We start from the raw sequence: 23,501 nt of genomic DNA on the forward strand, positions 1-23,501 counted from the left end.
CTGTCTGTCACGCGTTCACGAGACAGCGGATTGATATTTCTAAGCGTCGAAGGGCCGCGTATGGTCTCTCGCGACACGAAAATCACCGCCGCGTTCGTCGTCGTCGCACTCGCCCTGTGGCTCCTCGCGGGGCAATTCACCGATAGTTCGTTGGTTCTCTTCGGTATCCTGCTCGGGATCGGCGTGGTGCTACCGACGGCACTGAACGAGATACGGAATCGGTAGTTCGGATCTTCGGATACTCCGAACTCGGCAGTTCGACTTCCCCCTCGTCTCGCGGTTTCACCGCTCGACAGCCGGGAGGTCCACGACCTCCCCTGCTCACGGCTTCGCCGTTCCTTACCGAGGAAGTTTCACTTCCTCTCCGTCCGCGTACACCGTCGGGTCCTTGATGATGCCATCTAGATGAAGCGGTGCCTCCGTGTCGCCGCCGATGCCCGCGTCGTCGCCGATGGCGACGTGCACCGTGCCGGCCGCCTTCTCGTCTAGGAGGACGGACCCGACGAGGTGGTCGACGCCGACGTTCGTGCCGATGCCGAGTTCGGCGAGGTTGTAGGCGTCCCGTCCCACCTGCTCCGCGCCCGCCTCGACCTGTTCGCGCACGCTCTCGTCGGAGATGTCGGTGACGTAGCCGTCCTCCACGTCGAAGCGAAGTTGCTGTCCGCCCTCCAGGAGGCCGTGGGGCATCATCGTCCCGTCGACGACGTACGTGCCGTCGGCGGTCTCCGGGGAGACGAACACCTCGCCCGCGGGGAGGTTGGAGAACCCGCCCGCCTCGTGGACGATGCCGGTGTCCGCGCGCCACTCCCGCGCGCCGGGTTCGAAGGTGATGTCGGTGCCCGACGGCGTTTCCACGCGGATGACGCTGGCCTCCGTCACCTGTTCGAGCACGTCCAAGCAGTGCTGGGAGATGGCGTCGTAGTCGGCGTCTAACCCGGCGAGGAACACATCCTCGGTGATGCCGGGGAGCGTCGCGCCGCGCGCGCCGCCCTCGCAGGCGTTGCTCCGGGCGCGGGTGTGACTCAGGCTCTTCGTCGTCGGCGCGAGGAACACGTCCGCCGCGGCCATCGCGGCGGCGACGGCGGCGGGCGGTTCCTCGCCGTGTTGGTCCCCCGGCGGGTAGCGCAGGAGCGTCGCGTCGCCCGTCGCGTCCGAGGCGGCGTCGTAGAGCGCCTCGCCGATGTCGATGCGCTCGTCGTCGGTGACGACGACGCAGGAGTCGTCCGGTTCGATGGCCATGCACTGGCCGACGGCCGTCTCCGCGGCGTCGCGCAACTCGTCGTCCGTCATGTCGCGAACTGGGTCGGCCGGCCGGTTAGTCGTTCCCATCCGACCCCCGTCTCGCGGAATCTGCCGCGTTGACGAACCCGTGAGTAGTAACTCGCGCTCGTACGAATCCTCCGCGTTACTCGCCGCAGAGTTAATTTCCGACAAAAAATCCCCGAAATAACTATTGTCCTCGGCCGTCGACACCTCACCGATGATACGAGTGGGTGTCAACGGCTACGGCACGATCGGTAAGCGAGTGGCCGACGCCGTCGACGCACAACCGGACATGGAACTCATCGGTGTGGCGAAGACCCAACCGAACTTCGAGGCCCACACCGCCGTTCAGCGAGGATACTCGATGTACGCCGCGATTCCCGAGCGAATGCCGCTGTTCTCCGAGGCGGGTATCGACGTCGAGGGCGCCGTCGACGAGATGGTCGCCGACGCCGACGTCGTCGTCGACTGCACGCCGTCGGGAATCGGAGAGAAGAACAAGGCCCTCTACGAGTCGCACGACACGCCCGCCATCTTCCAAGGCGGCGAGGACGCCGACATCGGCGACGTGAGCTTCGTCGCCCGCGCGAACTACGACGACGCCCTCGGCGCTGACTACGTCCGCGCGGTCTCCTGTAACACGACGGGACTCTCGCGGATTATCGCCCCCCTCGAGGAGGAGTACGGCGTCGAGAAGGTCCGCGCGACGCTCGTCCGCCGGGGCGGCGACCCGGGGCAGAACTCCCGCGGCCCCATCAACGACATCCTCCCGGACCCAATCCACATCCCGAGCCACCACGGCCCCGACGTACGGACCATCTTCCCCGAGTTGAAGATAGACACGCTGGGTCTGAAGGTGCCGGCGACGCTGATGCACGTCCACAGCCTCAACGTCACCTTAGAGGACGACGTGACGGCGGCGCACGTCCGGCAACTCCTCGAAGAGGAATCGCGCGTCTTCGTCATCTCCGAGGGGATGGGTATCGACGGCGCGGGCAAACTCAAGGACTTCGCGCACGACGCCGGACGCCCGCGCGGCGACCTCTGGGAGAACTGCGTCTGGGGGGAGTCCATCGCCGTCGAGGGCCGCGATATGTATCTGTTCCAGGCCATCCACCAGGAGTCCGACGTGATTCCCGAGAACGTCGACGCCATCCGCGCGATGACGGAGTCGGCCAGCAAGGCCGATAGCGTCGCGACGACCGACGAGTACCTCGGCGTCGGCATCACGGGCGACCCCTCGGGGTTCAACGAAGGGGACCGCTCCGACCGCGTCCCCGGGACGGAACTCGCGGACGACTGAGCGTCCGTCCGTCCCTCGTCCGCACCCTTCGCCCCTCGCCACCGCTCGTACTCCGTTCACACCTCGTAGAACGCCACGTCGTCCTCCTCGGTGTCGAACAGGGCGACGTGGTAGGTGTCGTCCGCGCCCGGAATCGGCAGACCGCCGGGGTTGACGTGGACGGTGTCGCCTCGCTCCTCGTACGTTCGTTGATGCGTGTGTCCGCGGAAGACGTAGTCGTACGTTCCCGAGTCGACGAGGCCGTCGACCAGCGTCTCGTTCGTCCCGTGATAGAGGGCGACCGACGCGGCGTCGAACTCGAACGTCGCGCACTCGCCGTGGTAGGTGCCGAACGACGCTATCACCGACCCGAGGTTCCACTCCCCGTCGTTGTTGCCGCGGACGGCGTGGAACTCGAAATCGGAATCGAAAACGTTCGCGGTGAACGGCGAGACGACGTCGCCGCAGTGCAGTACCGCGTCGACGCCGGCGTCCTCGAACGTCTCGACGGCGCCGCGCGCTAAGTCGAGATTGTCGTGCGTGTCCGAACAGATTCCCACTCTCATGGCTCCGGGTTCGAGGGACTCGCGCAAGAAAGTTGGCGCGGCGTCGGGTCGCGTCGTCGTCCGTCGCCGTCCGTTCGCTCTCGTCCGTCGTCCGCCGCTCAGTTCCGTTCGAGCATCTCCACGCCGACCAGCGACGCGCCCGTCAGCGCGCGGATGTACGCGCCGCCGGCGATGGAGACGTGACCGAAGTCGTCCTCGTCGAGTCCGTACATCTCGATGGCGCGGGAGGTGTCGCCGCCGCCGACGACGGAGAAACACTCCGTCTCGCTGATGGCGCGCAGGACGCCCACCGTGCCGTTCGAGAACCGTTCGTCCTCGAACAGACCGAGCGCTCCCTTCACGAAGACGGCCTCGGAGTCGTGGATGACGGGTTCGTACGCCTCGATGGTGTCGGCGCCGACGTCGAGGTACGGGCGGTCCTTCTCCTCGAGGTCCTCGAGGTTGACCTCCGCGCGCCCGCCCTCGGGCCCCTCGTACGCGAGGTCGTCCGCGAGCGATATCTGGTCGCCGCGCTCCTCGATGAGCGATTCGATGGTCTCGTGGTTCTCCTCCCACTGGTCGTCGAAGAGGTCCATGTCGTCGACGTCGAAGCCGACGTCGTGGCCGGCGGCGCGGAGGAACAGTTCGCCCGCGATGCCGCCGAGGAGGAACCGGTCGACCTTCTCGCCGAGGTTGTTCATCACGTCGATGACGTCCGTCGCCTTCGTCCCGCCGACGACCATCGTCACCTGCCCGTCGAACTCCCGGGTGGCCATGGCGGAGTTGGCCTCGTACTCCGTCTGCATCACGCGCCCGGCGTAGGCGGGCAGTTCGAGGGGGAAGCCGACGAGCGAGGCGTGCGAGCGGTGCGCCGCCGAGTAGGCGTCGTTGACGTAAGCGTCGAACAGGGGCGCCAGCGCTTGGACGAACTCGGTCTCGGCCTTCTCCTCCGGTTCCTCCTCCGGCAGTTCGTCGTCGCACATCCGGGTGTTTTCGAGGAGGAGTATCTCCCCGGACTCGAGCGATTCGATGGCTTCTATCGCGTCGTCGCCGTACGTGTCGGCGACGAACTGCACGTCGCGGTCGACGTGTTCCGCGAGGATGTCTGCGTGCTGTTCGAGCGAGACGAAGTCGTCGTCGCCGGGGCGGCCCTGGTGGGCCATCAGGACGACGCGGTGCCCCGCCTCCGCGAGTTCGCGGACGGTCTCGGCGTGGCGCTCGAAGCGCCGGTTGTCCTGCACCTCGCCGCCTTCGACGGGCGAGTTCAGGTCGAGGCGGACGAGGACGCGCTGGTCGGAGTCGAGGTCGTCGAGAGTCTTGAACGTGGACATGAGTGTGGGTTGTATCGAGTCGAAAGATGGGGAGGGGTTACTTATATGTCGGCCGTCGCCCGGTCGCGGGCGTTTCCGGACGCGAGTGACGTGGACGGCCGATCGTGGTGGTCGGTCCCGGACGGCGAACTCAGTCGTGGGTGATGTACTGCGCCACGTCGAGCATCCGGTTCGAGAAGCCGTACTCGTTGTCGTACCACGTGAGGATCTTGTACAGGCCGCCGTCGTTGACCGCGTTGGTCGACTGGAGGTCGACCGTCGAGGAGAAGGGCAGGCCGACGATGTCCGAGGAGACGACTTCGTCGTCGGTGTAGCCGAGGACGCCCGCGAGGGGGCCGGAGTCGGCGGCGTCGCGGAAGGCGTCGTTTATCTCCTCGACGGAGGGCGCCTCGTCGAGCGAGACGACGAGTTCGGTGATGGAGCCGTTCGGTACGGGGACGCGCATCGCCATCCCGTCGAGTTTGCCCTCCAGTTCCGGCAGAATCTGGGTGGCGGCCTGCGCGGCGCCCGTCGACGTGGGAACGATGTTCTCGGCGGCGGCGCGGCCGCGGCGCTTCTTCGATTTGGGGCCGTCGATGAGGTTCTGCGACCCGGTGTAGGCGTGAACCGTCGTCAGGAGGCCGGAGTCGATGCCGAACTCCTCGTCGAGCACCTTCGCGACCGGCGTGACGGAGTTCGTCGTACAGGAGGCGTTCGAGACGACGTCCTCGCCGTCGTACTCGTCGTGGTTGACGCCGTAGACGATCTGTTTGATGGGGTCGTCGCCCTTCGGCGGCGCGGAGATAAGCACCTTGTCGGCGCCCGCATCGAGGTGCGCGGAGGCGTCCTCCTTCGTGCGGAAGATGCCCGTACACTCCAGCGCCACGTCCACGTCGAGTTCGTCCCACGGCAGTTCCGCGGGGCTCTGAACGTTGTAGAGGGGGACGGAGCTGTCGCCGGCGGTGAGTTCCTCGCCGTCGAGCGACACGTCGTCGAGTCGACCCATCACGGTGTCGTATTTGGCGAGGTACTCCATGTCCTCGAAGTCCATCACGTCGTTGACGCCGACGAGTTCGACGCTCGGGTTGTCTATCACCGCGCGGAACACGTTCCGCCCGATGCGGCCGAACCCGTTCAGTCCGACGCGGACCACGTCGTCCGCGTCCTCAGTCGAGCCGAAGTACGATTTTTCACTCATATCCGAGTATCGGCGGGCGAGATACTTGAATCCCTGTGTCTCCCGACAGCGACGGAAACCCCCGAAATCAGTGTCGTAAGTCAGCGTCACTGTCGTTCTACCCTGAACGATGATTGAGGTCAGCGCGCAGGAGCGCGCATCGACTCGGACAGAGACGAACAGTGACGCTCATTTTCGTGCACCGATTCGACCCCAACGGTACCGAGACGGGTCGCGCGTCGTCGCGGTCCGAACCGTCGCCGGGGGGAGAAGGCTTTTGATGAGAACACACTAACGAACTCCTGCATGAGAGATGAGCGCGACGATCCGTTCGACAACATCTTCGACGAAATCGAACGGATGATGAGCGAGATGACCGGTGGCGACGCCACCGGATTCGCCTCGGAGACCCACATCGACGTCTACGATGAGGGCGAGGCGGTTCGACTCGTCGCGGATTTACCGGGTGTGGAGAAAGACGCCATCGACCTGAAGTGCGACGGCGAGACGCTCACAGTGAGCGCAGCGAGCGACCGGCGCGAGTACGACGAACGGATTCGGCTCCCCGTTCGCGTGGACGAGCACTCCGCGTCGGCGTCGTTCAAGAACGGCGTCCTCCAAGTCACGTTCCAGAAGGCCGAGGACTCCGCGCCCATCGACGTCGAGTAACGCGCCGTCCCGCGCGGCGACGACCCGACTCGGCTTTTCGCGGAGACGACTTCGACTCCCTTACTCTTCGGTCCGTTCCGCCGTCCGCCGTATCAGCGCCGCCAGTCGGTCCCAGAAGTCCGTGGCGTACTTCTCGTGGTCTATCGTCGGCCGGGCGTTCGTCTCCGAGACGAGGGTCCGGTCGGGCGCGGCGAGGAGGTCGACGCCGAGGTAGTCGATTCCGAGCGTCTCGGCGACCGACGCGGCCAGTTCGCGGTGCTCGTCGGGCACCGCCACCGCCGTCGCCTCCGCGCCCCGGTGGACGTTGTGCTTCCACCGCCCCTCGCCCAGCGACTCGGGGAGTCGACGCTCCACGCCGCCGACCACCTCGCCGTCGACCACCATCACGCGGTAGTCGCGCGCGTCGGCGACGAACTCCTGAACCAGATAGGATTTGTCGCCCGTCGACCGGAAGTCGTGGACGAGATTGAGGTAGTCGACGACGCCGAGCAGCGAGTCCGCGTCGGCCACCTTGGCCACGCCGACGCCCCGCGTCGCGGAGTTGGGCTTGACGACGAGCGGAAACGCCATCCCCTCGACGGCGTCGAGGACGACGGACTCGTCGACCGGATTCGACAGCATCCGCGTCTCCGGGACGGGGAGTCCGGCCCGCGAGAGGGCGGCGACGACGCCGCCCTTGTTCCGCGAGGTGAGCACCGCCCCGCGCCCGTTCACCCACGGCATCGGCGACCGGGCGTTCAGCGCGCCGCCCTCCATCAACCGCGTCGGGTAGACGAAGCCGACGTCGAAGGACTCGCCCGCCTCGGTCAGCCGAATCGACCGCTCCTTCGCCGGGAGGTGTTCGACGGCGATGCCGCGCGCTCCCAGCGGGTCCCGCATCCGCTCGAACGTCTCGCTGTCGGTCGTCACCGCCAGTCGGAGCATCTGCTACGGAGTCGGCGCGACGAGAGTAAAAGTGACCGGGTCCGAACGAACTGGGACCCGCGAATCTCGCGACGCAACGGTCAGAAAGGACTAGCTGTCGAAGCCGAGTCGCCGTTCAGGAGACGAGCAGTTCTTCGCCCTTCTCCACGTCGATGCGGCAGGGCGGCGACATCTTGTTGTAGGCGCGGCGGAGTGCGTCCTTGGCGATAGGTGCGTCCTCGACGCTGCAGTAGATGGTGAACACTCGCTCGTTCTTGTGGACGCGCGCGGCGGTGCCGACGACTTTCCCGAAGGACTGCCGCATCCCGTCGGAGACGCGGTCCGCGCCCGCCCCGGTCGCCTGCTTGTTCTCGCGCAGGACCTGGTGGGGGAACTTGCGGAGCACCATCTTGTAGTTCTCCTCTCCGACCTGCTTGAGCATCACGCGGTTGGCCGACAGACGTGCCGACTCCAGCGATCCGTGCCGGACCTGACAGTCCTCGCCGAGGCGGAGGCTGATCTGGACGGGGTAGTCCTGGGGACCCGTCTGCAGGTTGCCCATGTTGTGCTGTGCGATCTGCGAACCGGGGATGCCGGTGATGTACTCGCGTCGGGTGTACGACGGCTTGTCGATGTTGCGGTACATCGAGGCGGGCTTGTCTGACATGGTTACTTGTGCAGATGAACGGTCATGCGGCCTAAAAGCGCTTCGAACATCGACCGCCTCAACGGCCGTGTGTTCCGTTCGCACTCGTTGTCCTCCGGCACCGGAACTATCACTCCCGCACCCGCGAACGCCGTCGTCTTCCGCATCGACTACGTCACGGTCCCGCAGACGGCCCGCGTCGGCCTCGTGGTGAACCCGTCGGCGTCGTCCTCCTCGTCCTCGCCGTCACCGTCTGGATGCCGCTCGTCTGGGGCGTCTCGGTCGTTCCCTGACGCCCGAACGGAGAGCGGACGCGTCTGTCGCCGTTCGGAAGAGTCGCTCGACGGTTACTTTCGATATTCTGTTGTTCTACCAATATATTTCCGGGATTCGTCCTAAGGGACTCTGTCGGGCCGCGCGTTCGACGACTTCTATGAACTGACCGACCTTACCGTCCCGGCACCTTATTTCGGCGCGCCCCGACGACCAGAGGATTCTCTTCGCCCGGCGTCGACACGTAGGTATGATACTCGTTTTGGAGAACGAGGTGGATCCGCCGACCCGCTACTTCGTCCCCGAGATTCGCCGCCTGCTCGAAGCCGCCGGCGCGCGGGTCCGCGTCTACCCCTACGCCGACCGGGGCGGCCGACCTGACCTGCTCGACGAGGCGGACGCCGTCGTCCTCTCGGGGAGCACCGCGGGCGTCTACGAGACGGAGACGTACCCGTGGATGGACGACCTGCGGGACCTCGTGTGCGAACTCGTCGCCGAACAGCGACCGACGCTCGGCGTCTGCTTCGGCCACCAACTCGTCAACGACGCCCTCGGCGGCGACGTGGAACATCGGGGCCTGCACACCGGTCTCGACCCGGTCCGCTTCGCCGACGACCCCCTGTTCGACGGCGTCGGGACGCGCGTCCCCCTCGTCCACGGCGACTACGTGACCGAACTCGGTGAGGGGATGGAAGCCGTCGCCTCGGCGGACTACTACTCGAACCTCGCCAGTCGCCACCGGGACGCGCCCCTGTGGACCGTTCAGTACCACCCCGAGTTCACCGAGCGCCTGCTCCCGCGTATCGAGGCGGACCTCGGGTGGCCCGAAGACCCGGCGCACCGCGACTTCGGCGGCGTGACCGTCGACCGGACGTTCGCCAACTTCGTCCGCCTCGCGGACGCCGAACGGTAGCGCTCGCGTGCCGTCCGCGCCGCCGTCTCCGTCGTCCCCTCACTCCCCGTCGCCTTCGCTCCTGTCCCCGTCCTCCGCCGCCACGGGTTCGGCGGCGACGAACGATAGGCCCTTCTCGTCCAACAGTTCCTTCGTCCGGTCGGTCACCGACGGCGCGACGAGTATCCCGCGCACGCCCTCGCCGGGGAATTCGGCGTCGACGGCCTCGACGTACCGACGCAGTTGGCCGGCCGCCGAGGGGCCGACCCGGCGCCGCTTCAACTCCACTACGAGTGGGCGTCCCTCGGCGTCCTCACCGAAGATGTCCACCGGCCCCGCCGCCGTCTCCCGTTCGGTCGCCCGCGGCACGAATCCCTCCTCGACCAGCGCGGGGTCGTCCAGAATCCGCTCTCTGAGGTCCTCTTCGCTCCCGGTGAGACGCAGGTCGCTGCGGTCGGTCACCTCGTAGGCCGACACCTGTTCGAGTCGCTCGAACCGCACGTCGAGTCGTTCGGTCGGCGTCGAGCGCTCGCTCCTGACCCGCAGGCGGCCGTCGCGGACGCTCGCGCGGTGGGTACAGCCCGGCGGCTGCCAGTTCACCGGCTTGCGCTTCTCGTCGGTGTGGACGAGGATGGTCCCGTCGGGCTTGCAGACGACGAGTCGGTCGCCCGGCCCGAGACTCGACGTCGCGCGGCCGTCGTACTCGACCGTGCAACGCCCGAACATGGTCACCATGCGCCCGTCGCCGAAGGCTTCCTCTAAGAGGGCGAGGGCGTCGCGGTGCGTCGGGCGGTGGAGCGTCGTGGCCGTCATCGAAACTACGTATTCGGGGTTCGCCGCCGTCGCGTAAAAAGAGCGCGTCGGCGGCGGGCGGCCGGCGTTTGAATCGGCGACTGGGAGGCCAGATAAAGCGACAATATTTGCCCTGTCGAGTCATACCGTAGTACATGGTAGTGAGAGACACAGACGAGTTCGAACCGCTCCAAGGTGACCCGATGGACGAGGAGGAGGTGGACGCGTTCCTGCAGAGACACGGTATCGGCGTCCTCTCGCTCGCGGACGAGGGGGATGCGTACGGGGTGCCGATATCGTTCGGTTACGACGGCGAACGCCTGTACTTCGTGTTCCTCCGCGGGGAGACAAGCCAGAAGGAGGCGTTCGCCGAGACGACGACGCGTGCGACGCTGACGGCGTTCGACGTGGCGGGGCGCCACGAATGGGAGAGCGTCATCGTCGCTGGGCGTCTCAACGTGGTGGACGGAGACGAGTGGGACGCACTCGTCTCCGCGATGGAGGACAACGCGTGGTTCCCGAGCCTGTTCTCCGAGTCCGAACCGATGCGGGGAATCGCCGGGTGGGTGCTGGAGATAGAAGCGGCGACGGGGCTTCGCAACCGGCCGTAAACGGGCGACTCCGAGCGTAAGCGCGGGTTGACGGACGCTCTGGTTGATGGTCGGTTGGCTTCACCGTTCGCGCTCGCTTGTCCGGGCGCGTCTGACGGCGTACACCGCTGCTCCGAGCACCGCACCGACGGCGTTCGCCGCGGCGTCGGCGAGGCTGGCGTCGCGCGTCGGCAGCGTCGCCTGCAGCAGTTCCGCGCCGCCGCCGAGGGCGACGGCGACGAGGACGGCGAGCGCCAGCCTTCGAACGTCTCGCGCGCGGAGCGCGAACGCCGCGAGACACGCCGTCACCGCGTACGCCCCGAGGTGGACCCACTTGTCGACGCCGAGTCCGAGCGGACCCGCGGCCCCGAGTCCGTCGCCGGGTGGCGTCGCGGCGGAGGCGACGACGACGCAGAGGCTCCAGGCGACGAGGGGGGCGACGCGGCGGAGTTGCTCGGGAGCGCTCACGGGCGCACTCGTCGCCGCGGCCGCCTCAGCGTTTCTCTTTCCCGCCGGCTACCGCAGCATCCCCTTGACCATCGACGTGCCCGTCTTCAGCAGCGAGGGGCGAGTGATTTCGTCTATCTCCTCGCGGGTGAGTTTGAAGTCGAAGACGGCGAGGTTGTCCGCGAGGTGGTCGCGGCTGGTGGACTTCGGGACGACGGCGACGTTCCGGTGCTGGGTTGCCCAGCGGAGCGCCACCTGCGCCGGCGTCTTGTCGTACCGCTCGCCGATTTCGCGGAGCGTCCCGTCGTCGACGAGGTCACCCTGCGCCAGCGGGCTGTAGCCCGTGAGCAACAGCTCCTCGCTCTGACAGTACCGGAGGAGCTTCCGTTGCGGTCGGTGCGGGTGGAACTGCACCTGATTCGTCAGGATTGGGACCTCGGACGCCTCGCGGGCCTTCTTCAGCATCGGGACCGGGAAGTTGCTCACGCCGACGTGGTGGACGCGCCCCTCGTCGACCAGTTCCTTCATCGCGCCCATCGTCTCTTCGACCCGGACCAGCGGGTTCGGCCAGTGGAGAAGCAACAAATCGACGTACGGCGTGTCGAGGCGGTCGAGACTCGCCTTCGCGGACTCGATGAGGCCGTCGCGGTCGGCGTTCCGCGGGTTCACCTTCGTCGTCAGGAACACGTCTCTTCGGTCCGCGTCGGCGTCTGACAGCGCGCGGCCCACCTCGGACTCGTTGTCGTACATCTGCGCGGTGTCGACGTGGCGGTAGCCGAGTTCGAGCGCCGTCGACACGGCGTCGTAGCACTCCTCGCCGGACAGTCGCCACGTCCCGAGACCGACCTTCGGGACGCGCGCGCCGCGCACGTCGCAGTATTCCATCTCGTCGGACATGCCGGTAGCTACGCTTGGCGGGGGCCTGAACGTACTGGCTGGCGACGCCGCGACCGCTCACGGAACCGCACCGCTCAGAAAGATGAGTAGTTCAGAGAACTGCCGCATACGGACCGAACTCAATCGACCGCGGCGTCGTCAGCCTCCGTCCGCTACGTTGTCCGAATTCGTCGTCGACTTACAGGCGGGTGACGTTCTTCGCTCGGGGGCCCTTGGGGGCGTCCTCGATCTCGAACTCGATCTCCGTACCCTCTTCGAGGTCCGGGCCGCCGACATCTTCCATGTGGAAGAAAACGTCCTCGTCGTGGTCCTCGGTCTCTATGAATCCGTAGCCGCCCGTGTCGTTGAAGAAGTCGACTTTGCCTTTTGCCATAGCCTCTGGATTAAGCCGTTCCCCACTGATAACCTTTCCGAGACCGAACGCTCGGATTGGAGAACGAAAATCGGGACTATTAGGGGGTCGTGTGGGCCTCAAACGGACGAATCGATCCTCTGAAGTGTGGTGTCTAACCACACGGCACGCGACCGCCCCAGCGCCGCCACGACCGCCACGAAACCGGGGCTGAAGCCGGTTCACTGGAGACGGGTGCGCTCGCGCGAGAAAAGCCGTCGGTCGTCGGTCGGTCCTGCCTCTTCCCGCCTCACGCCTCGCCGTCGACCGGGCGAAGCCGAACCTGCAGGACGCCGTTGTTGAACGTCGTCTCGACCACTTCGACGGGGTCCCACGGGAGCGGCACCCGTTCGGCGACGCGTTCGTCGACGGCGACGACGAACTCGCCGCGGTCCGGGCTGATACCGGCGGTTACGTCCTCGTGTTCGGCGCCCGCCAGGTCGGCGACGATGGTCAGTTCGTCCCCCTCGCGGTGGTGGTCGACGTGATAGTCGGCCGGCGCGTCCGTCTGCTCGCGGTCGGCGGTCCCGTCGGACCGTCGCTGCGCGCCGGGACCCACACGACTCGGTCGACCGCTCGGTCGCTCGCTGAGCGAGTGCCGGTTCGAGTCCCGCTTCGCCTCGCTCAGAAGGTCGCTCAGGAGGTCGGTCACTGAGAAGTTGATGTCGATGTGCGTTCGCGGTCGCTCGTCGTCGGGTCCGTGCTGGTCGTCGTCGTCGTCGTCTCGGTGTGAACGTGTCATGATGTCGAACCTCGCCGACCGCGCTTCGAACGTTCGTAGGTCCCGCGCGGGGAAAAGCACGACGCCCCTTGACGAAGGGCGCGGACGACCGTCTCCGGCGGAACGAACGCGTCTACCTCGCTCGCCCAACCGACGGGCGCCGAACCCTGAGGGCCGCGCGTTCGGTCGGTCGACCCCGCCGACTTCGCCTCACCCGACGTGTGTAGCCCCAACGGCTACTGGGCGCGGGGCGGTATCGACGCCTATGCTCGGAACCATCCGTTCGGCGCTCCGTGGCGTCATCAACCTCATCATCGCCATCATCACCTTCCCGCTCCGGCTGATCCGGTCGATCCTGTAGCGGCCGGTTCGGTCGTGATCGCTCCTTGAACGACCCGATTCCGCGATCCGCACTGTTATTCCTTCCTTCGGTATCGAACCACTGCTACGGCTCCTCTAAAGCCGGTTCCATCGGCGGGCTCTCAGCGTGTCTCTCAGATAGAATTGCGTATTTCTCGCAAGACTTATTCCGCCCGGAGACGAATCTTGGGGACGAACCATGTACGCGAAGATAACCGCTCGCGAACTCGCAGACGCCATCGACCGAGGGAAGACGGGGACGATACTCGACACGCGCCCGGCGGACAGTTACGAGGCGTGGCACGTCCCCGGCGCGGTGAACGTTCCCTTCGGGCTCACCGAGACGCTCGACGACGACCTAACGTCCGAGATAGACGCTCTAGTCGACGGCGGGCCGATAACCGTCATCTGCGGCAAGGCCGCCACCTCGGCGGCGCTCGGTGCGGAACTCGACGCCGCCGGCTACGAGGACGTTCGGGTCGTGAAGGGCGGGATGCGCGACTGGAACGACCTGTACGAACGCGCCGATGCGGGGGTCGACACCGACACCGACGCCGACGTCGACGTCGTCCAGTTCCAGCGGCGCGGCAAGGGCTGTCTGAGCTACCTCGTCGGGTCGGACGGCGAGGCGGCCGTCGTCGACCCGACCCGGCACGTCGAGCAGTACGTCGTCGCCGCCGCGGAGCGCGGATGGGAGATAACGCGCGTCCTCGACACGCACGTGCACGCCGACCACATCTCCGGCGGGCGCAAACTCGCCGACCGATTGGGCGTGCCGTACCACCTCGGCGCCCGCGCGGCGGACCGCGACCTCGACCTCGCCTTCGACGCCGTCGAGGAGGGTGACGTCCTCCCCGTCGGCGACGTCGACCTGACGGTCCTCGCGGCGCCCGGACACACCTCCGAGATGGTCGCCTACCGCGTCGGCGACAGGGCGGTCCTCACGGGCGACGCCCTGTTCGTCGACTCAGTGGGTCGGACCGAACTGGAGTTCGGCGAGGAGGGGGCCGAGGAGGGCGCGGAGATGGCGTACGACACGCTCCACGACACCCTGTTGGAACTCCCCGACGACCTGACGGTCCTCCCCGGCCACGTCACCGTCGAAAGCGACGGACAGTACGCGAACGGGTCGCCCGGCGAACCGGTCGCCGCGTCGCTCGGCGACGTGGCGTCGCACCTCGACCTCGTCGGACTCGACCGCGAGGCGTTCGTCGAGCGCATGGTCGAGAACGTGCCGGAGAAGCCCGCCAACTACGAGACGGTCATCGCCATCAACGCCGGCCGCGAGTCGTACGGGACCGACCGCGAGGCCACGCAGTTGGAGACCGGCGCGAACAACTGCGCGGCGTAGGGGCGCGCGGCGTCAGGTCGAGAACACGCGCACCTGAAACGGGGCCAGCGACATCGTCGCTTCGCCCGTCTCGGAGTCGAACTCGGGTGCCGACCCGCGGAGCGACTCGCCGCGTTCGGCGGCGTCCCCCCACTCCCACGGCAGTTCGTACCCCTCGAACTCCTGCGGGCCGAGGTTGGCGACGACGACGACCTGCCCCTCGCTTCCGAGTTCGCGGCCGGCGGTCCGACAGTACGCGAACACGCGGGCCGCGTCCGGGTCGTCGAACTCGTGGTGGGTGTAGAAGAGGTCGGTCTCCTCGCGCTGTAGCGCCTCCGTCGAGGTCCGCAGGTGGATGAGGTCGCGGACGCTCGCCAGGAGGTCCTCGTGCCCCGGATACTCGCGGCGGTGCCACCGGATGGGGTCTTCCATCTGGCGCTGCCAGTGGCCGTAGTCGAGGTCGTGTATCTCCCCGAACTCCTCGCCCGCGAGGAACATCGGCACGCCGACGGACGTGAGGAGGAGAGCGAACGAGCCCCGGACCCGGTCGAGCGCCTCCGTGTGGGCGTCCATCCGCACCCTCGGCCCGGCGGTGGCGATATCGTCGAGGAGGTACTGGACGTTCTCGACGGAGCCGTCTCCCAGCCCCTCGGCCTCCACGAGGTCGCCGAAGAAGAGGTTCATCAACCGCCGTTCGTGCGGTTCGCCGATGTCGTGGGAGGTGAGGTAGTTCACGGCCTTCGAGAGGTCGCCGAACCCCTCCTCGAACGCCCCCTCCCGGTCGTCCCACGTCCGGTCGCCGGTCACGAGGGCGCGGGCGCGGTCGGTCCGCGTCGGTTCCTCGGGTTTGCTCTCGACGCCGTCGCGGAGGAACCGGCGGGCCTCGTCCCGGTAGTCGAAGTTCCACATGCCGTCGACCACGCTCCGGTCGTCGGGATTGGCCTCGTCGTCGCGGACGATTTCGGTCCGCCCCCACGAGTCCTCCGCGACGACGAAGAACGGGCGGTCCGGGAACGCCTCCTCTTGCACCGCCCACGCTCGGTCCCGGAACTCCTGGACGAACGCGCGGTGGTCCATGCCCTTGAACTCGTCAATCCGGAAGCCGTCGACGTGGTACTCCTCGATCCAGAACTCGGCCATCCGGTGGCAGAACTCCCGCGCGGGGTGGTAGCCGTCGACGGTCGCCTCGAAGTCGAACCGGCGGCCGCCCCACTGAGGTCGGTCGGGGTCCTCCTCGGGGTCGAGGAAGAACCGCTCGCCCGCCAGCGCCTCCAACGGCGTCTCGGTCGCGTGGTTCATCACCACGTCCATCAGCACGCGGATGCCGCGCCGGTGGCAGGCTTTGATCAGGAACTTCGCGTCGACGGGGCCGCCGAAGTCGAGGTCGGGAGCGAAGAAGAAGCGCGTCCCGTACCCCCAGTTGATGCTGACGGGGGCGTCCTGTATCGGCAGCAGTTCGATGGCGTTGACGCCGAGGTCCGCCAGTCGGTCGAGGTGGTCGGTCAGGAGCGTCTGGAAGTCGCCGTCGGGCACGTCCCGCCGGTGCTCGCCGGAGACGGAGGCTGCCCACCGAAGCGGCAGTTCGTAGACGACCAGTTCCTCGTTCGCCGGGAGCGAGCGCTTCTCGCCCTCCTCGCCGTCCGGCGGGACCAGTTCGTCCTCCCAGGAGAACGGCGGGCGAAACCGCTCGCCGTCCCTGATGCGGAACGCGCCGCGGTGTCCCCGGAACCGCGTTATCTCCTCTGCGAACGGGTCCGCCGCGACGACGGGGTCGTCCTCGCCGTCGCGGTGGACGACGAACTCGTACTCGTACCGCCCGTCCGGGAGGTCGAGGTCGTCGAGGTCGATCCGGTACCACTCGTCCGCCTCGGGGTCGGCCGAGAGGTCCTCGCGGCGCCACTCGCCCGGGTCGAACCGGTCGCGCGCGAGCACCGGCGCGAACCGCAACTCTACACGCTCTGCGTCTAGCGCCGGGACGCGAAGGACGCTGCCTTCTCGAACGTCGGGGAATCCACTGCTCATGGTGATCGAATACCTCGTAACTAGCCGGAAACGAGAAAAAATGTGCCGGCCGATTAGCCCGGTGTAGACGCGCTGACGCCGTATCTAACACGCTCTTCCGGGTACATTGTCTCGTTTAGCGGGCTAAACTCGTAGTTAAGGATTGTGGCCGTTCGGATATGCGACCAGTAACTAAACGGTCATGTCATGGGATTAGGGCATCGGTAACCGTGTCGGGTCGGCCGCGCGGTTCCCGAACCAACCCAACCCATGTCCAACGAATCCTACCCTGCGTCCGCATCCGCGGACGGTATCGGTCGGTTACAACACGCGGTCTCGGAACGCTACGGACGACTGAAGGACCTCCTCGTCTACAGTTCCCTCTACCTCGTCGTCGTCGCGGTGGCGGAGGTGCTGACCGCGATGGTCGCGCTCTCGCTCCCGCTGTCTCTCGCACCCGTCGTCGTCGGACTCGTCACGTTCGCCGTCTACGTGGGCGACCGAGTCGCCGACGCGGACACCGACGAACTGTCGAACCCCGACCAGTCGGCGTTCGTGCGCCGACACGGGCGGACGCTCTCGACGCTCTCGGCGGCGGCGTACGGCCTCGCGCTGGCGCTCTCGCTGACGGCCGGACCGCTCGCGCTGGCCATCACGCTCCTCCCCGGCGCGTTCTGGGTGCTGTACGCCTCCGACTGGCTCCCGTCCGTGGGCGCCCGCCTCACCCGGCTGAAGGACGTCCTCCTCGTCAACTCCGGCGTCGTCGCCGGCGCGTGGGCCGTCGCGCTGCTCGGCCTCCCCCTCGCCTTCGCCGGCGCGGCGCCGACTGCGACGGCCGCCGTCGTGTTTACCTACTTCTTCGTCGACACGTTCGTCAACACGGAGATACCGAACGTCGGAGACAGGCACGCCGACGCGGCCATCGGCGTCTCGACGCTTCCGGTGGTGTTCGGCGTCGCCCGCACGCGGCGAATCCTCTACGCCGTCGAGGCGTCTCTGGGCGTCTTCGTCGCGTGGGCGTTCTTCGAGGGACTGCTCTCTGCGGCCCTCGCCGGCGGCGTTCTCGCCGGCCTGGCGTACACCCTCGCCGTGACCGCCTTCGTCGGACGAACGGAGGCGTATAGCCGTCTCGCTATCGCCGGCGAACTGAAGGCACTGGTCGTCCTGGCCGTCGTCCTCGCGTTCGGCGTCTGAGTCGGAGAAAACTGTCGGCGAAGCGCCAGTTTTCGCCTCGTCGGTGACTTTCACGCTTCGCCGGATACTTCATATGGACTGAACGGGATGTGTGCCGTATCGACGTTCCCGTGAACTTGCTCGTGCCCCTCCTATTCGTCTCGGTCGCCGTCGGCGCAGCGGCGGCGGTGCTCGCGTGGCGAGAGCGACCGGAACCGGGGGCGACGCCGCTCGCCGGACTGCTGCTCGGTCAGTGTGTCTGGTCGGTGTCAATAGTGTTCCAACTGCAGGCGACCGGCGTCGCCTCGAAACTGTTCTGGCTGCGTTTCAGTTGGGTCGGCGTCGTCATCATCCCCGTCGCGTGGCTCCTGTTCGCCTTAGAGTACACCGGCCGCGACCAGTTCGCCCGCCCCCGCTACGTCGTCCTCCTCTCTCTCGTCCCCGCCGTCACCGTCCTCCTCGCCGCAACCGGCGGCTTCCACGACCTGCTGTACGCGCGGGTGTACACCACCGCGTCCGGCGCCGTCGAAATCCGCGAGGGCGGTCTCTGGTACTGGTTCATCGCGGGGTACACCTACCTCCTCGGTCTCTCGGGGGTCATCCTGCTCGTCGACCTCCTCGCCAGCGAGGCGGTCACGTTCCGCAGTCAGGGGATAGCCCTCGTGGTCGGCCTGCTCGCGCCGTGGGTCACCAACGCCCTCTTCATCGTTGGGGTGCTCCCGGTGGGTGCTGTCGACCCGACGCCCGTCGCGTTCTCGCTGTCCGGCGTCATCTACCTCGGCGCGCTCACCCGGTTCCGACTGCTCGGAACGAGTCCGGCCCCGAAGAAGCGCGCCCGGCAGTTCCTCTTCGACCGGATGCAGGAGGGGGCCGTCGTCGTCGACATCAACGACCACATCGTCGACATCAACGACAGCGGCATCGACATCCTCGGCGTGACCGCGAGCGAGGTGCTCGGTTCGCCCGCTGGAACCGTCATCCCGGAGTACGAGCGGTTCCCAGAGGAGGGGGCGCTGTCCGGTCACTTGACCGTCGGCGACGCGAGCGGCGGCCACCCCTACGACGTGACGGTGACGGGTATCACCAACGTCCGCGGCGTTCCCATCGGTCGGGTCGTCACCTTCCACGACATCAGCAAGCACCTGCGCCAACAGCAGCGACTCGAGGTGCTGAACCGCATCCTCCGGCACAACATCCGCACCGAGACGAACGTCATTCACGGCTACGTCGACCGCTTCGCCGACGACGAGGACGCCCGCGTGGTCAAGCGGCGAGCGCTCCGAATCGAGGAGATAGGGCGGAAGGGGCGCGAGGCCATCGAACTGTTCGACGAAGGGCGCGAGGACGGCGAGCCGAAACCGCTCGCCCGCCTGCTCGAACGGTGCGTCGACGGCGTCCGCGAGTCGCACCCCGAGGCCGTCGTCGACTGCGACCTGCCCGAGGAGGACGTCGCCGTCGCGGGACTGCTCACCCCCGTCTTCTCGAACGTCCTCGCCAACGCCGTCGAGCACAACCCCTGCGACCGTCCGCGCGTCCGGGTGACGACCCGCATCGAGGGCGACCGCGTCCTCGTTAGCGTCGCCGACGACGGCCCCGGTATCGACGACTACGAACTCCAAGTGTTGGAGGAGGGCACCGAGAGCGCGCTGGTGCACGGAAGCGGTCTCGGACTCTGGATCGTCAAGTGGGGCGCCGAGATAGCGGGCGGAGATGTCCGCTTCGCCGAGAACGATCCGACGGGATCGGTCGTCACCGTCGAGGTCCCTCTGCTCGACCGGAGCGCCGATGATCGGTCCGTCGCGAACGGGAGACCGTCGGACGGGGACCGGCTGAGGTGAGGCCTCAGACCAGTCCCGAGAACGAGACTGACGTCCAACGCTGGTTCCCGCACGAACGCACCGCCGAGTGAACGGTTATGCCGTCGGACGAATACTCTCCGCGGTATGGGACCAACCGTGCGGTCGAGCGGCCCCGCGCGGCGCCGCAGGCGGTTCCGCGCCGCCGCCGAGGGCGTTCGCAGGCGACCACCGACGGCTCCCGCCCGCCGGGGGGACTCCGAGTTGCTGGCGCTCTCGGCCGAACCGTACGTCGACGCCGCCGAGGCGCACGATCGACTGCGGGCGCTCTGCGCCGCGTTCGAGGCGCGCAGAGACCGCCGGGCGGCGTTCCTCTCGGTGTACGTCCGGATGACCGGCGCCGTCGCGGCACGCGTCCGCCGCGAGGAGTTCGAGGATCCCGAGTGGGTCCACGATTACCTCGTCGCCTTCGCGAACCTCTACCGGGAGGCCATCCACGACTACGAGTCCGGGAACCTCTCGTCGCTGGCCGACCCGTGGCTGCTGGCGTTCGACGCCGCCGAACGCGGCGACTCGCTCGTTCTCCAGGACACGGCGCTCGGTGTGAACGCCCACATCAACTACGACCTCTCGCTGGCGGTGGCCGCGGTCGGCGTCGACCCCGACCGGGCGGCGAAGCGCGCCGACCACCGCGCTGTTACCGACGTCATCCGTGACGTCGTCGACGAAACGCAGGACGCGCTGGCAGCGCGGGACGCCGCCGGACTCCGGATGCTCGACGAGTCGCTCGGGTCGTTCGACGAGCGGTTTCTCGTGTTCACCGTCGACGAGTGCCGCGACAGCGCGTGGCGAACGGCCGTCGCGCTTCGCTCCCGTTTCGGCGCGCGGCGGCGACTGGCACGCTGGACGAACGCCGTCACCTCGACGGGGGCCGCACATCTCATCCTCTCCTCGCGGGCGAGCGACCGTGTCCACGAATCGCTGCGGACGCTCGAACGCACCGCGGGCGAGGATCGCTGACTGCTCTCGCGAACCGTTCGCCCCTCGCGGCGGCGGTGTCCTCGACGGCCGCCAGCCGAGCCGTTGATATGAGTGCGGTGTCATGGTCCGATACTTGAATGTCTGGTTCGGACTCATCCACCCCGTCCCATACGAGTGCGAAAGAGGCTGGCGAGTCCCTCTACGAAGGGACGCTCGACGTGCTGATGAGGGGTATCGGTATCATCATCCCCTTCATCGTCACGCTGTACATCCTCAACGTCGCACTCGAGTTCGTCACGAACGCGCTTCGCCCGGTTATCGACCTGCTGCAGTGGCTCGGCGTCATCTCGTTCGTCAAGAGTGCCGGCTTCATCCAGTTGCTCATCGAACTGGAGATGTACCCGGTGGTCATCGACTTCTTCACCGAACTGGTGGCGGTTCTGGTTCTTTTCGGTGTCATCATCGTCGTCGGCTCTGTCGGTCGGAACCACTACGGCGAGCAAGTCATCAGCTTCGTCGACCTCGCTATCTCCTCCATCCCCGGTCTCGGGACCGTCTACAAGAGTTTCCGCCGGATGGGCGACGTGATGCTCGACCAGGAGGCGGAGAACTTCCAGGAGATAAAGCTCGTCCAACTGCTGGGCGACGACGTCTACGTCATCGGCTTCGAGACGGCCCAGTCGCCGACGACGGTCGAGGAGACGACGGGTCACGACGAGATGGTGACGATGTTCATCCCCCTCGCGCCGAACCCCGTCACCGGCGGCTTCCTTACGCACGTCCCCCGAGACCAGGTGTACGACGTCGACATGACCATCGAGGAGGGCGTCCGGAGCATCCTCACCAGCGGCGTCGCGACCGGCGACAACAGCCAGCAGAAGACCGAACTGGCGATGGGGGATTTGGAGAAGATAACCGACATCGACAATCTCCAAGACGCCATCGCGCGCGACGAGGACGAAGCGCAGAACAGGAACGGAGACGAAACCGAGAGCGACTCGAAGCGCTCGTAAGCGGTCGTCGGAGTTCCGACCTCACCAACGTACTTGTGTGCTGAGTGCCAACTCCGGTCGTGGGAATACTCGACACCGTTCGGGACATGCTGTTCCCGGACACCGAACGAGGGGTCCGCTACCGGTGTACCTCCTGCGGCGAGGAGTTCGATACCGCTCGGAGCGACTGCCCGGCGTGCGGTTCGACGGACGTCAAGGAGGTGGAGGGGTTCGACGCTCGGCCGGATACGTGAGCCGAGGGGTCCGAGGGCAGAAAGAGACTACGGGGACCCGCCCGACGGTTCGGACGCCGGCCGCGTGTACCACCACGCCCAGAGCATCAGGACGCCCTGAAGCGGGAGCCGAACCCACGCCGCGACGCGAGCGACTCCTTCGAGACGGTCGGGAACCACGTCGTTCAGCGTCTCGTTCGTCGCCATGTAGACGTTCGCCGGGAAGACGGCGACCAGAAGCGCTACGAGACCCCACGCCGACCGGCGGCGCGTCCGTCGGAGGAAGACGCCGACGCCGAGAACGACCTCCGCGACGCCGGAGACGTAGACGAGGGCGCGCCGCCGGGGGAACTGCGGCGGGACGACGCGTTCGTACGCGTCCGGCGCGACGAAGTGCATCACGCCGGCGAACACGTAGAAGGCGCTCATCAGGTACAGCAGCGGACGCTTGAGGCGAGAGAGCGTACGCGTTCGTCGAGGGGTCGGAGCCGTCGGGGAATCGTCGTTACGCGTCATGCTTCGGTCACGGTTTCAATTGACGCAGACATCGGTTTCACAGTATCGGGTCGGTCGGGGTTCGGTCTCTCCCTCGTCGGGCGGCCGTCGACGCCAACAGAGTGATACCGTGACAGTGCCGACGACAGACCGATTGCGCCCGATGACGCCGACCGATCTGATCGAGGACTACCTCCTCCTGTGGATTCTCCTCTCCGTCGGAGTCGGCATCGCCGCTCCCCGCGTATCGGTCGTGACGCGGGCCTCGACGCTCATCCTCGCGGTGATGATCGGAAGCATCTCGCTGACGCTCTCGGCCGAGCGGTTCCATCGCTGTCTCTTATACACATNCTCATCCTCGCGGTGATGATCGGAAGCATCTCGCTGACGCTCTCGGCCGAGCGGTTCCGTCGGATCGACGCCCGAACGCTCGGCCTCGTTCTCGCGGGGCACGTCGCGATGCCGTTTCTCGCCTTCGGGGTCGCCCGCGGTCTCGGCCTCTCGGCGGCACTGACGACCGGATTCGTGATTCTCGGGGCGGTGACTCCGGAACTCGTGACGCCGGTGATGACCGAACTCGCCGGCGGCGACACGGCGCTCTCGACGACTGCGCTGGTCGCTATCGGCGTCGGAAGCGTGGGGTTCATCCCAGCCGTGGTCACCCTCCTCGCCGGCGGAATCGACGTCCCGACGGCACCGATCATCGAACAACTCCTCGTGGCAGTCGTCGCCCCGATGCTGATCGCAATCGGCGTACGGGCGTACGCTCCCGACCGAATCAGCCGCTACGACGGCTACTATCCGGCGGTGTCCGCGCTGATGGTCATCCTCATCATCGGCGGGGTGACGGCCGCGAACGCGACGGTCATCCGTTCGAACGCGCCGCTTCTGACCGCCGTCGGCTTCGGCGCCGTTATCCTGAACGGCGCCGGGTACCTCTCGGGATATCTCGTCGGATATTCGGCGCCGAGACCGACGCGAATCGCGTCGATGCTGTCCGTGGGAATGCGCGATTTCGCCGTCGCGGCCGCGTTGGTCGTCGCGGCCGGCCTTCCACCGATAGCGTCGATACCCGCCGTCGCGTTCGGCGTCGTCGAGATGATCACGAGCGCCGGGCTTGCGAGGTGGTTACGCCGGCCTCGGTGAAGACCCGAATTGAGACGACTGACTACCGGGAGTGTTCACCGCTCACGATTGGTTGCTTTGCTCCCTCGTAGTTCGCAGGAAAATGCCGCCTCCCGGATTGTGAACTTCTGGCGAGCAGAGCTCGCCAACTTGCCGCTCACTGCGTTCGCGCCGACGGGGACAGCCTGATTCGGTCGAGTGCTCTCACTCGAACAGT

General features: G+C 67.0%; 25 protein-coding genes. 12 read left to right on the forward strand and 13 right to left on the reverse strand.

Features of this window, described 5'->3' with window-relative positions; all coding sequences use genetic code 11:
* Positions 1 to 60: 60 nt before the first annotated feature.
* Positions 61 to 225: a hypothetical protein gene (locus tag C474_RS22635; protein WP_169330568.1), complete on the forward strand. Its 165-nt coding sequence runs from the start codon at positions 61 to 63 to the stop codon at positions 223 to 225.
* 114 nt (positions 226 to 339) lie between these two features.
* Here C474_RS22635 and C474_RS12145 read toward each other — a convergent pair whose 3' ends face one another.
* Positions 340 to 1,290: an aminopeptidase gene (locus tag C474_RS12145; RefSeq protein WP_008387171.1), complete on the reverse strand. Its 951-nt coding sequence runs from the start codon at positions 1,288 to 1,290 to the stop codon at positions 340 to 342.
* Between the two features lie 190 nt (positions 1,291 to 1,480).
* On the opposite strand from C474_RS12145, the gene C474_RS12150 reads away from it, so the two are divergent.
* Positions 1,481 to 2,566, forward strand: a complete 1,086-nt coding sequence (locus tag C474_RS12150; RefSeq protein WP_008387173.1) for a type II glyceraldehyde-3-phosphate dehydrogenase — start codon at positions 1,481 to 1,483, stop codon at positions 2,564 to 2,566.
* Between the two features lie 56 nt (positions 2,567 to 2,622).
* Here the strand turns inward: C474_RS12150 and C474_RS12155 are convergent, their stop codons facing one another.
* The 3 genes from C474_RS12155 to gap form a co-directional block, all read right to left on the reverse strand.
* Positions 2,623 to 3,111 carry a metallophosphoesterase family protein gene (locus tag C474_RS12155; protein WP_049916941.1) on the reverse strand — a complete coding sequence of 163 codons (489 nt, stop codon included), beginning with the start codon at positions 3,109 to 3,111 and terminating at the stop codon, positions 2,623 to 2,625.
* A 98-nt stretch (positions 3,112 to 3,209) separates the two neighbouring features.
* Positions 3,210 to 4,421 (reverse strand): phosphoglycerate kinase, encoded by a 1,212-nt coding sequence (locus C474_RS12160; RefSeq protein WP_008387176.1) that lies wholly within the window; start codon positions 4,419 to 4,421, stop codon positions 3,210 to 3,212.
* Between the two features lie 130 nt (positions 4,422 to 4,551).
* Entirely contained in the window at positions 4,552 to 5,598 is a 1,047-nt protein-coding gene (gene gap, locus C474_RS12165; protein ID WP_008387178.1) for a type I glyceraldehyde-3-phosphate dehydrogenase, read from the reverse strand.
* Between the two features lie 285 nt (positions 5,599 to 5,883).
* Between gap and C474_RS12170 the strand changes: the two genes are divergently transcribed.
* Positions 5,884 to 6,246, forward strand: coding sequence for an Hsp20/alpha crystallin family protein (locus C474_RS12170; protein ID WP_008387181.1), 363 nt, complete (start codon positions 5,884 to 5,886; stop codon positions 6,244 to 6,246).
* A gap of 60 nt (positions 6,247 to 6,306) precedes the next feature.
* Here C474_RS12170 and C474_RS12175 read toward each other — a convergent pair whose 3' ends face one another.
* Together C474_RS12175 and C474_RS12180 are read right to left on the reverse strand one after the other, a co-directional pair.
* Complete coding sequence (locus C474_RS12175) at positions 6,307 to 7,170, reverse strand: ATP-grasp domain-containing protein (RefSeq protein WP_008387183.1); 864 nt, start codon at positions 7,168 to 7,170, stop codon at positions 6,307 to 6,309.
* Positions 7,171 to 7,285: 115 nt separating this feature from the next.
* A complete protein-coding gene (locus C474_RS12180) occupies positions 7,286 to 7,816 on the reverse strand; it encodes a 50S ribosomal protein L16 (protein ID WP_008387185.1) in 531 nt (176 codons plus the stop codon).
* Positions 7,817 to 8,318: 502 nt separating this feature from the next.
* On the opposite strand from C474_RS12180, the gene C474_RS12185 reads away from it, so the two are divergent.
* Positions 8,319 to 8,981 (forward strand): type 1 glutamine amidotransferase, encoded by a 663-nt coding sequence (locus C474_RS12185; RefSeq protein WP_008387186.1) that lies wholly within the window; start codon positions 8,319 to 8,321, stop codon positions 8,979 to 8,981.
* Positions 8,982 to 9,020: 39 nt separating this feature from the next.
* On the opposite strand, the gene nucS is transcribed toward C474_RS12185, so the two are convergent.
* Positions 9,021 to 9,773 (reverse strand): endonuclease NucS, encoded by a 753-nt coding sequence (gene nucS, locus C474_RS12190; protein WP_008387188.1) that lies wholly within the window; start codon positions 9,771 to 9,773, stop codon positions 9,021 to 9,023.
* Positions 9,774 to 9,907: 134 nt separating this feature from the next.
* Here nucS and C474_RS12195 point away from each other — a divergent pair, with 134 nt between their 5' ends.
* On the forward strand, positions 9,908 to 10,363 hold the full coding sequence (locus tag C474_RS12195; RefSeq protein ID WP_049916942.1) for a pyridoxamine 5'-phosphate oxidase family protein: 456 nt from the start codon (positions 9,908 to 9,910) through the stop codon (positions 10,361 to 10,363).
* Positions 10,364 to 10,423: 60 nt separating this feature from the next.
* Here C474_RS12195 and C474_RS12200 read toward each other — a convergent pair whose 3' ends face one another.
* The 4 genes from C474_RS12200 to gvpH all read right to left on the reverse strand — a co-directional run bounded on the left by C474_RS12200 (position 10,424) and on the right by gvpH (position 12,819).
* Complete coding sequence (locus tag C474_RS12200) at positions 10,424 to 10,810, reverse strand: VanZ family protein (RefSeq protein ID WP_008387192.1); 387 nt, start codon at positions 10,808 to 10,810, stop codon at positions 10,424 to 10,426.
* A 48-nt stretch (positions 10,811 to 10,858) separates the two neighbouring features.
* The gene (locus C474_RS12205; protein ID WP_008387194.1) at positions 10,859 to 11,686 is read right to left on the reverse strand and encodes an aldo/keto reductase; all 828 of its coding nucleotides are present in this window, start codon (positions 11,684 to 11,686) and stop codon (positions 10,859 to 10,861) included.
* A gap of 178 nt (positions 11,687 to 11,864) precedes the next feature.
* Positions 11,865 to 12,059: a cold-shock protein gene (locus C474_RS12210; RefSeq protein WP_008387196.1), complete on the reverse strand. Its 195-nt coding sequence runs from the start codon at positions 12,057 to 12,059 to the stop codon at positions 11,865 to 11,867.
* Positions 12,060 to 12,327: 268 nt separating this feature from the next.
* On the reverse strand, positions 12,328 to 12,819 hold the full coding sequence (gene gvpH, locus C474_RS12215) for a gas vesicle protein GvpH (RefSeq protein ID WP_152421658.1): 492 nt from the start codon (positions 12,817 to 12,819) through the stop codon (positions 12,328 to 12,330).
* A 538-nt stretch (positions 12,820 to 13,357) separates the two neighbouring features.
* Here gvpH and C474_RS12220 point away from each other — a divergent pair.
* A complete protein-coding gene (locus tag C474_RS12220; RefSeq protein WP_008387200.1) occupies positions 13,358 to 14,509 on the forward strand; it encodes an MBL fold metallo-hydrolase in 1,152 nt (383 codons plus the stop codon).
* A gap of 12 nt (positions 14,510 to 14,521) precedes the next feature.
* Here C474_RS12220 and C474_RS12225 read toward each other — a convergent pair whose 3' ends face one another.
* On the reverse strand, positions 14,522 to 16,510 hold the full coding sequence (locus C474_RS12225) for an alpha-amylase family glycosyl hydrolase (RefSeq protein ID WP_008387202.1): 1,989 nt from the start codon (positions 16,508 to 16,510) through the stop codon (positions 14,522 to 14,524).
* A gap of 249 nt (positions 16,511 to 16,759) precedes the next feature.
* Here C474_RS12225 and C474_RS12230 point away from each other — a divergent pair, with 249 nt between their 5' ends.
* The 5 genes from C474_RS12230 (at position 16,760) to C474_RS22375 (ending at position 21,685) form a co-directional block, all read left to right on the forward strand.
* Complete coding sequence (locus tag C474_RS12230) at positions 16,760 to 17,683, forward strand: UbiA family prenyltransferase (protein ID WP_008387204.1); 924 nt, start codon at positions 16,760 to 16,762, stop codon at positions 17,681 to 17,683.
* Positions 17,684 to 17,793: 110 nt separating this feature from the next.
* A complete protein-coding gene (locus tag C474_RS12235; protein WP_008387205.1) occupies positions 17,794 to 19,500 on the forward strand; it encodes a histidine kinase N-terminal 7TM domain-containing protein in 1,707 nt (568 codons plus the stop codon).
* Positions 19,501 to 19,605: 105 nt separating this feature from the next.
* On the forward strand, positions 19,606 to 20,478 hold the full coding sequence (locus C474_RS12240) for a DUF5995 family protein (RefSeq protein ID WP_008387207.1): 873 nt from the start codon (positions 19,606 to 19,608) through the stop codon (positions 20,476 to 20,478).
* A 185-nt stretch (positions 20,479 to 20,663) separates the two neighbouring features.
* Positions 20,664 to 21,452, forward strand: coding sequence for a DUF502 domain-containing protein (locus C474_RS12245; RefSeq protein ID WP_008387209.1), 789 nt, complete (start codon positions 20,664 to 20,666; stop codon positions 21,450 to 21,452).
* A gap of 59 nt (positions 21,453 to 21,511) precedes the next feature.
* Positions 21,512 to 21,685: an FmdB family zinc ribbon protein gene (locus tag C474_RS22375; RefSeq protein WP_008387211.1), complete on the forward strand. Its 174-nt coding sequence runs from the start codon at positions 21,512 to 21,514 to the stop codon at positions 21,683 to 21,685.
* A 27-nt stretch (positions 21,686 to 21,712) separates the two neighbouring features.
* Here the strand turns inward: C474_RS22375 and C474_RS12250 are convergent, their stop codons facing one another.
* A complete protein-coding gene (locus C474_RS12250; RefSeq protein ID WP_008387213.1) occupies positions 21,713 to 22,180 on the reverse strand; it encodes a DoxX family protein in 468 nt (155 codons plus the stop codon).
* 345 nt (positions 22,181 to 22,525) lie between these two features.
* Here C474_RS12250 and C474_RS12260 point away from each other — a divergent pair, with 345 nt between their 5' ends.
* Positions 22,526 to 23,305: a bile acid:sodium symporter family protein gene (locus tag C474_RS12260; protein WP_008387216.1), complete on the forward strand. Its 780-nt coding sequence runs from the start codon at positions 22,526 to 22,528 to the stop codon at positions 23,303 to 23,305.
* Positions 23,306 to 23,501: the final 196 nt, after the last annotated feature.

It is taken from the genome of Halogeometricum pallidum JCM 14848, assembly GCF_000337095.1.
Classification (GTDB): Archaea; Halobacteriota; Halobacteria; order Halobacteriales; family Haloferacaceae; genus Halogeometricum; species Halogeometricum pallidum.

Bases quoted from the DNA above. Each gene is read 5' to 3' on its own strand.
- C474_RS22635 (WP_169330568.1), top strand. From the start codon at position 61: ATGGTCTCTCGCGACACGAAAATCACCGCCGCGTTCGTCGTCGTCGCA.
- C474_RS12145 (WP_008387171.1), bottom strand. From the start codon at position 1,290: ATGACGGACGACGAGTTGCGCGACGCCGCGGAGACGGCCGTCGGCCAG.
- C474_RS12150 (WP_008387173.1), top strand. From the start codon at position 1,481: ATGATACGAGTGGGTGTCAACGGCTACGGCACGATCGGTAAGCGAGTG.
- C474_RS12155 (WP_049916941.1), bottom strand. From the start codon at position 3,111: ATGAGAGTGGGAATCTGTTCGGACACGCACGACAATCTCGACTTAGCG.
- C474_RS12160 (WP_008387176.1), bottom strand. From the start codon at position 4,421: ATGTCCACGTTCAAGACTCTCGACGACCTCGACTCCGACCAGCGCGTC.
- gap (WP_008387178.1), bottom strand. From the start codon at position 5,598: ATGAGTGAAAAATCGTACTTCGGCTCGACTGAGGACGCGGACGACGTG.
- C474_RS12170 (WP_008387181.1), top strand. From the start codon at position 5,884: ATGAGAGATGAGCGCGACGATCCGTTCGACAACATCTTCGACGAAATC.
- C474_RS12175 (WP_008387183.1), bottom strand. From the start codon at position 7,170: ATGCTCCGACTGGCGGTGACGACCGACAGCGAGACGTTCGAGCGGATG.
- C474_RS12180 (WP_008387185.1), bottom strand. From the start codon at position 7,816: ATGTCAGACAAGCCCGCCTCGATGTACCGCAACATCGACAAGCCGTCG.
- C474_RS12185 (WP_008387186.1), top strand. From the start codon at position 8,319: ATGATACTCGTTTTGGAGAACGAGGTGGATCCGCCGACCCGCTACTTC.
- nucS (WP_008387188.1), bottom strand. From the start codon at position 9,773: ATGACGGCCACGACGCTCCACCGCCCGACGCACCGCGACGCCCTCGCC.
- C474_RS12195 (WP_049916942.1), top strand. From the start codon at position 9,908: ATGGTAGTGAGAGACACAGACGAGTTCGAACCGCTCCAAGGTGACCCG.
- C474_RS12205 (WP_008387194.1), bottom strand. From the start codon at position 11,686: ATGTCCGACGAGATGGAATACTGCGACGTGCGCGGCGCGCGCGTCCCG.
- C474_RS12210 (WP_008387196.1), bottom strand. From the start codon at position 12,059: ATGGCAAAAGGCAAAGTCGACTTCTTCAACGACACGGGCGGCTACGGA.
- gvpH (WP_152421658.1), bottom strand. From the start codon at position 12,819: ATGACACGTTCACACCGAGACGACGACGACGACGACCAGCACGGACCC.
- C474_RS12220 (WP_008387200.1), top strand. From the start codon at position 13,358: ATGTACGCGAAGATAACCGCTCGCGAACTCGCAGACGCCATCGACCGA.
- C474_RS12225 (WP_008387202.1), bottom strand. From the start codon at position 16,510: ATGAGCAGTGGATTCCCCGACGTTCGAGAAGGCAGCGTCCTTCGCGTC.
- C474_RS12230 (WP_008387204.1), top strand. From the start codon at position 16,760: ATGTCCAACGAATCCTACCCTGCGTCCGCATCCGCGGACGGTATCGGT.
- C474_RS12240 (WP_008387207.1), top strand. From the start codon at position 19,606: ATGGGACCAACCGTGCGGTCGAGCGGCCCCGCGCGGCGCCGCAGGCGG.
- C474_RS12245 (WP_008387209.1), top strand. From the start codon at position 20,664: ATGAGGGGTATCGGTATCATCATCCCCTTCATCGTCACGCTGTACATC.
- C474_RS12250 (WP_008387213.1), bottom strand. From the start codon at position 22,180: ATGACGCGTAACGACGATTCCCCGACGGCTCCGACCCCTCGACGAACG.
- C474_RS12260 (WP_008387216.1), top strand. From the start codon at position 22,526: ATGATCGGAAGCATCTCGCTGACGCTCTCGGCCGAGCGGTTCCGTCGG.